General features: G+C 44.5%; 6 protein-coding genes and 2 pseudogenes. 3 read left to right on the plus strand and 5 right to left on the minus strand.

Annotated elements, in window-relative coordinates:
- Positions 1–639: 639 nt before the first annotated feature.
- The 3 genes from QUA40_RS26870 to QUA40_RS26880 form a co-directional block, all read right to left on the minus strand.
- On the minus strand, positions 640–804 hold the full coding sequence (locus QUA40_RS26870) for a hypothetical protein (RefSeq protein WP_333131537.1): 165 nt from the start codon (positions 802–804) through the stop codon (positions 640–642).
- A gap of 183 nt (positions 805–987) precedes the next feature.
- Positions 988–2,640 (minus strand): calcium-binding protein, encoded by a 1,653-nt coding sequence (locus tag QUA40_RS26875; RefSeq protein WP_333131539.1) that lies wholly within the window; start codon positions 2,638–2,640, stop codon positions 988–990.
- Between the two features lie 71 nt (positions 2,641–2,711).
- A complete protein-coding gene (locus QUA40_RS26880; RefSeq protein WP_333131541.1) occupies positions 2,712–3,344 on the minus strand; it encodes a transaldolase family protein in 633 nt (210 codons plus the stop codon).
- 434 nt (positions 3,345–3,778) lie between these two features.
- On the opposite strand from QUA40_RS26880, the gene QUA40_RS26885 reads away from it, so the two are divergent.
- Positions 3,779–4,006 (plus strand): hypothetical protein, encoded by a 228-nt coding sequence (locus QUA40_RS26885; RefSeq protein ID WP_333131543.1) that lies wholly within the window; start codon positions 3,779–3,781, stop codon positions 4,004–4,006.
- Positions 4,007–4,191: 185 nt separating this feature from the next.
- On the opposite strand, the gene QUA40_RS26890 is transcribed toward QUA40_RS26885, so the two are convergent.
- Positions 4,192–4,851 (minus strand): ElyC/SanA/YdcF family protein, encoded by a 660-nt coding sequence (locus tag QUA40_RS26890; RefSeq protein WP_333131545.1) that lies wholly within the window; start codon positions 4,849–4,851, stop codon positions 4,192–4,194.
- 96 nt (positions 4,852–4,947) lie between these two features.
- Here QUA40_RS26890 and QUA40_RS26895 point away from each other — a divergent pair, with 96 nt between their 5' ends.
- Complete coding sequence (locus tag QUA40_RS26895) at positions 4,948–5,619, plus strand: aminotransferase class IV (protein WP_333131547.1); 672 nt, start codon at positions 4,948–4,950, stop codon at positions 5,617–5,619.
- A gap of 240 nt (positions 5,620–5,859) precedes the next feature.
- Positions 5,860–6,708 (plus strand): annotated as a pseudogene (locus QUA40_RS26900) (ISKra4 family transposase); the annotation flags it as partial.
- A 22-nt stretch (positions 6,709–6,730) separates the two neighbouring features.
- Here the strand turns inward: QUA40_RS26900 and QUA40_RS26905 are convergent.
- Positions 6,731–6,853 (minus strand): annotated as a pseudogene (locus QUA40_RS26905) (transposase); the annotation flags it as partial.
- Positions 6,854–7,066: the final 213 nt, after the last annotated feature.

A 7,066-nucleotide genomic window follows, 5' to 3' on the forward strand; every position in this document is an offset into this window, starting at 1 on the left:
TAAGGCTTTGACCAATTATCATTGGTTGACTTATTGATGATTTGTTGTAGACCTTTGTCAACCGGATTCCGTATTAATCAAATTTTCGGACGGGCTCTGGGGCCCATCCCACAAGAGAAAAAACTTTTTGTGGGATGGGCCCCAGAGCCCGTCCCAGCTATTTTTGCAAGAGGTCTATTTTAGATTGAAGAGTCGAGGCGATCGAGAAATCCCCTCCCGACTCCGACGTGGAAGTCTGGGCTTTGCCCGCCCTACCATCGATTTTTAATTTTTAATTTTTGATTTTTGATTCAAGAGTCGAGATTTTAGATTGAAAAGTCGAGGCGATCGAGAAATCCCCTCCCGACTCCGACGTGGAAGTCTGGGCTTTGCCCGCCCTACAACTGTTACTTGCCGCAATTGGCAAAAGTAGAAAACAGGTTAAATTCTGTAACTCTCCACGCTTGCCAAGTCTGCGCGCCAGCAAAAAGACTGTACCTAGTTATGCTTTTATCGCTGTCCACATAACTTTGCCAACTTAATGAAGCAACAGTTGGATACTGGGCAGGAAACTCCCCTGGTATTGGACTTACTTGCGAGCTCATGTTCCATCCTACTTGCTTGCTAAAATCTTTAATTTGACCTTCGCAAGTTCGACAGTTAGAACCGCCGACTTTCTGCCAAATCTCTCACTGTGGAGTCAATCCATATTTGCCGTTGCTCGATTGCATCCACAGCCGATCGATCGCCCGGAGGTTCGGACAAGACAGATTGGCGGAGTTGTTGCGGATCAGAGAGACTGTTTCTTGATCGGCTTCGTACCATTTTTTGGCTTCTAATCAGGATTGAACTTGGCTAAATTCGCTGTTGCTTTCTTGTGAATGAGCGGTAAATGCTGGTTGCAAAACTGCAATAAATGTGCCTATTAATGCGAGTGATTGTTTGCCAAGTTTAATCATGATGTTCCTCTGAGCAAAAATGATTTAACAAATGACCAGTTTACCATCTCTAGACCAAGACAAAATCTTCAGAACCGATGAGATGGGGAGCAACGCCTGTCAAAGAAGCTAAAACTTCACCGCTGCTGGCTACTCTAATTAATGTGCCGTTAGTTCCCGGGGAAATTGATAGCTGTCCGAAGGTCAAGCCATTGATTAATTGAATGGTATCTTGACCATTGCCGAAATCAGAGATTGTATCAACTCCCAACCCTGCACCTAAAACAAACACATCCTTGCCCACGCCACCGACTAGATTATCGTTTCCCAAACCGCCGTTGAGAGTGTCAGAACCTTTGCCGCCATACAGGATATCGTTGCCATCGCCGCCATTTAAGACATCATTAGCCCGCAAACCGGTCAACACGTCATCACCTTCCAAACCGCTGATGATATCGTTGCCACTGGTGCCCGTCAGGTTGTCGTTGCCGGGAGTGCCGTTGATGACGTTTGGAGTGCTGCTGGTGTCAGCAACAAAAATGTTTCGGTAATTGCTAGTCTGCCCCGGCACGAGGTTGGAGGAAAATGAATCAAAAGTTACAAACCGCCCGTCGGCTGAGATGGATGGATTAAATGCCTCCCCCGGATTGCCTGCTGAGTCTACAGAGACGTTGGTGGTGGTATTGGTGAGCGTGTCCCGCACGAAGATGTCGTTGGTATTGGTACCCGGCACGAGGTTGGAGGCCCCAGAAGAAAACGCCACAAACCGCCCGTCGGCTGAGATGGAGGGGGTGTAGGAGTTAATGTTCCTCTGATTGCCTGCTGAGTCTACAGAGAGGCGGGTGGTGGTATTGGTGAGCGTGTCCCGCACGAAGATGTCGCTGGTATTGTTAGTATCCCCCCGCACGAGGTTGGAGGCACCAGAAGAAAACGCCACAAACCGCCCGTCGGCTGAAATGGAGGGGGTGGTGGAGTCACTGTTCCCCTGATTGCCTGCTGAATCTACAGAGACGCGGGCGGTGGTATTGGTGAGCGTGTCCCGCACGAAGATGTCGCTGGTATTGTTAGTATCCCCCGGCACGAGGTTGGAGGAAAATGAATCAAAAGCTACAAACCGCCCGTCGGCTGAGATGGAGGGGGTGTAGGAGTCACTGTTCCCCTGATTCCCTGCTGAATCTACTGACACGCGGGTGGTGGTATTGGTGAACGTGTCCCGCACGAAGATGTCTGTGTCACCGTTGGTATCCCCCGGCACGAGGTTGGAGGCATCAGAAGTAAACGCCACAAACCGCCCGTCGGCTGAGATGGAGGGGGTGTAGGAGTCACTGTTCCCCTGATTCCCTGCTGAGTCTACAGAGAGGCGGGTGGTGGTATTGGTCAGCGTGTCCCGCACGAAGATGTCTTGGCGACTGTTAGTATCCCCCGGCACGAGGTTGGAGGCACGAGAAAGAAACGCTACAAACCGCCCGTCGGCTGAGATGGAGGGGATGGCTGAGTCACTGTTCCCCTGATTGCCTGCTGAGTCTACAGAGAGGCGGGTGGTGGTATTGGTGAGCGTGTGCCGCACGAAAATGTCGTTGGTATATAGGGTATTCTCCGGCACGAGGTTGGAGGAAAATGAATTAAACGCCACAAACCGCCCGTCGGCTGAGATGGAGGCGCTGTAGGAGTCACTGTTCCCCCGATTGCCTGCTGAGTCTATAGAGACGGGAGTAATAGTCATAAGCTCTCACATTTAAAAGTACAAGTTTGGAGATTCCCTAATGTTACCCACAGCAGACAAGATAGCCAAGCTCATATTCCGCGCCCGTTTTTGGCAAATTCATCAACAGTTTGCTGCGAAAGTTCGTGAACAGTCATTGCTTGCAAAATGTCCAAAGGCAATGTCAAATGATGTGCTCCAGCTAATAAAGTCTTTACCGCTTCTTCCGGCGATTTAATGCTAGCTGCCAAAATTTCAGTATTAGTTCTCTGCAACACATTTGCCATATCCTGCACTAAGGCAAAACCGTCTCCCAACAATCTAGTGGCACGATTCACGTAGGCGATCGCATATTTAGCCCCCGCTTCTGCGGAGACAACTGCTTGTGATGCGCTGTATATTGCCGTCACCGCGCAAGGAATGGACGGTGACAAATGCGCTACTGCTTGGAAACCCGCCGCCGTTGCTGGAACTTTCAAAACTGTTTGCCGCCCGAGCAACTCAAAAGCAGCTTTTCCTTCTGCTACCATGCCATCAACATCAGATGCCATTAGCTGATAATACACTTCCCCAGGAATCAGTTGTGCCAGTTGTTTAAGGGTTTGCTCAGGAGATAACTCGCTTTTTGCCAAAAGTGTCGGATTAGTAGTAATTCCCGCTATCCATCCGAACTTGCTCGCCCGTGCGGCTTCCGCTACAATTGCAGTATCAACATAAATTGCCATCGGCTCTACACCTTCAGTTTGTTAATATTTCCCAGATGGTTGCTTGCAGATTGATATAAATCCGAGCGAAATTAATTGTTAATCTTTAACACTATCAGAATCTCGGAAATATTACTGTTCAGTAAATATAACACTTCAGTGATGTGCATCATCGGTAGTGCGTGAGTTTTTAATTTAACAGGACTTAGGCTCCGAAATCCCGTTTCTTACAAAAAATTGGTGGAGGACGACCTATCTGTGAATAAATCGGCTTTATGAGGAAAATTGGCTAAGTGCTATTTAAGATAGCTAACCACTGAAATCAAAAATTTTAAGTCAGTTGGTAACTGCGATTGTCGGGTAAGGAAAAGTTGACTCCCCAAATCCCGGATACAAATAAATTACATTTGTATTAAAGGTTATGTATGCAATAACTCCAGGAGGTGACTCAGAAAATGACCGAAGAAAAAAATCAGCAGCCACAAGTCAGCCTTGAGACATCTTCTGAACAACCTCAGTTGGAAAACTCAGCAGAAACCGCTGAAGAATTGTCGATAAATCTTAAGTCTGAAACTCTGTCTCAAGCGTTTGAAAATAACGCCGAAGACCGTTTGAAGGCTCTAGGCCGCTTAATGATGGTGAGCCTAACTTGGTCGCTGGCGGGGCTTTCCAAACGCGAGTAAGTTATGGAACACTATGGCCACGGGCGAGTTATGATTGGTGAGTTGTGTCGGGACTTTTGTTTAACTCAAAACTTACAACTTCCGGACTTACATGAGATCCGGTTAGTTGTAAGAAAACCCGTTTTTAGTGAAAACTTTAGTCCTTAAAGCAAGGACTAAAGTTTTCAACACAGCAGTCATAACTTTTATTTGATTCCTTCAAACGGCCCCAAAAAAGTCGGTTTCGGACGGGTAACGCGCACTTCCCACAGGGCTTTGATGACTGCCCAAAATTCGCGGAAACTGTAGCGAATCATGCCCTTTTGGCGAAATTTGCCCCAATCCGGCGTTCCTAAACCGATCGCCTCTACGCCCAACTGGCTGCAGGTATAAACCGCGCGGGCTAAGTGAAAGTTTTGGGTAACTAAAACAGCCTGCGTTATGCCAAAAATCTCTTTCGCCCGGTAGCAACTTTCATAGGTGCTAAATCTGGCATAATCGAGAATGATATTATTAATCGGTACGCCCTGTGCTTCGGCGTACTCCTGCATAGCTTTGACTTCGTTGTAATCGGCGCTGCGATTGTCTCCTGTCATCAAAAGTTTGTCCACTCGCCCCGCTTTGTACAAATCGACGGCTGCTTGCACTCGAGCGGCTAACATTGGGGTTGGAGTGCCGTCTTCCCAAACTCCGGCACCGAAAACAATGGTAATTGGTTCGGCGGGAACCTTAGCTACATCGGTACGCCGGTAGTTGCTTGTAACTAGCCTGACGTAGTAGTTGAGGCCTAGGGGTGCGATCGCTGAGGTTAATATTAACAGCCCGATGGCAAGGCGCCAGGGAAATATAAAAGATTTAGGCAACATAAATTCAAGTTAACTTCCTATATAATTACACAAACAGGCATCTTCGCGGGTCTAAAAATTGTCTAGTTACCGAATTTACATTATATTGACAAAAATATGATTCAACCACAGCAAAACTTTGAATTGCTGGAATCACTTTTATGGGAGCCCAAAAACGGCTATTTTTTGCTAGACAAACATCTTCAAAGATTAGAGCTATCCGCTGATTATTTTAATTTCCCCCTATCACTAACAGAAGCAAGCAAAGCTTTACAAGCATTAAGTATGACTTGCGGGTCAGTCAAACAAAAAATACGGTTAACAATATCTTGTGAGGGAAACATAACATTACAAGCTCAGACACTAGATAGCGGTATCTTAAAAATCGGTGCATCTGTGGGAATTGCCCGCAAACCGATCGATTCTCAAAACCCATTTCTTTACCACAAGACAACTTACCGATTGCCTTATACAATGGCTTTGGAGTCGCAGCCCCAATATCAGGATGTCTTTCTGTGGAATCAAGATGGAGTTATCACCGAGTCCACGATCGCCAATATCGTGATTGATATACCCGCAGGTCTAATCACACCTCCCGTCAAGTGCGGTTTATTACCGGGGACATTTCGTTCTCAACTTTTAGAGGAGGGAAAAATCCGAGAAGAATTAATTACCTTAGATGATTTGCACAGTACCCAAACTCTATTTCTCATTAACTCCGTTAGGGGTTGGATACGCCTTAAAAAAGACGCAAACCGAGATGTTTGGAAAGTTGTCAGTAATGGCTAAAATAACGCTTTCAATCGATTTTAGTAGGGTGCGGACGGGTGCATCTCACTTTGGCTAATATGTCAAAAAAGGGTTAAAACTGATATCTTGCACCAATGTCATTAAGCCTCTAACAGCTAGGTTTTGGGCGATCGCATCAACGGAAAATCAAGGGTTGTGGTCGGTTCTTGAGAATGGTGCAACATCTCAGTTAAAATAAAAAAGCTAGTAAAATCGTCAAATAAAGATGAGGTCAAAAAAATGACACTTTCAGACCAACAACAGCTAAAAGCCCAATTAAAAGCGGCAGCAGAAATTGTTTACATAAATACAGATCCACTCCAGTTAAAAAGTTTTGAAAGTATAGAAAAATCGGTGCGTCAGAAAATGTTAAAAGAAGTGGAGCCAGAACTAGGTAGCTTTTTTTTTCAGCAGTATCAGGAATTCAAACAGGAAAACCCCGAAAAATAAAATCAATAGTCGGCTCCATCGACATTACAGACAATTCTTTCAAAATATTTTGGCTTGAAAGCATATAGTCAATTTAGTCCACTGATGGAAAAATGTTGTCTTTTAATCAGTGCCAACGAATCTTATCAAATGGCAGAAAAAGATTTGGAAAAATTTACGGGTATCAAGATTTCTCACAGTACATTACATAGATTAGTCAAGAGACAATAATTTGAATTGCCTACATCTAAACAAGGAGTCCAAGAAATTACATTGGATGGCGGTAAAGTCAGGGTACGCAACGAAACCCAGGACGAGGGGTGTTACTGGAAAGACTATAAAGCCGTATGTTTAGATAATGTTTATTCGGGAGCCTTTTTTCAAAATAATCAAGATTTAATTGATTGGACTAATAGCCAAAAATTACTACACGCTATGTATTGCCTAGGATATGGCTATGCCGGTATTTGGAACATAGTTAAAGAAATTGGAGAGAATGAACAAAGACAAGAAATCTTAGATTGGTATCATCTGAAAGAAAATCTATACAAGGTAGGGGGTTCAATAAAACGATTAAAATCAGCAGAAACTATGTTGTGGCAAGGCAAAGTTGATGAATTTATAAATTTATTTAAAAACTTTAAATGTCTAGCATTTAAGGCTCTTCCGTAGTTACCGCTGCTCATTTTTTAGGAAAATGCCAAAAAAGTAATGCCCGTATTTCAAAATTTATCAAATTTCTAAATCCAAAACCACACCTTTTTAAAAGCTTTAATTTAGTATTAATTCCCTCTACTATCCCATTATATCATGGTCAATCGACCGGACATGATATGATTTACATTCTGGGCATTGCATAAATTATTCCTCCTATTCATACTCTAACTCAGCAACGCCATTTAATCTTCTCCCTCTTGAGTTTTTGAGTAACAGCTTGCCGGATATTTAGGGCTTGCTGAATAATCGATCGCAAACTATGAATAGGAGCGACCGATATATTCAAACTCAACTAAAGATA

The organism is Microcoleus sp. Pol11C3 (assembly GCF_036701485.1).
Lineage (GTDB): Bacteria > Cyanobacteriota > Cyanobacteriia > Cyanobacteriales > Microcoleaceae > Microcoleus.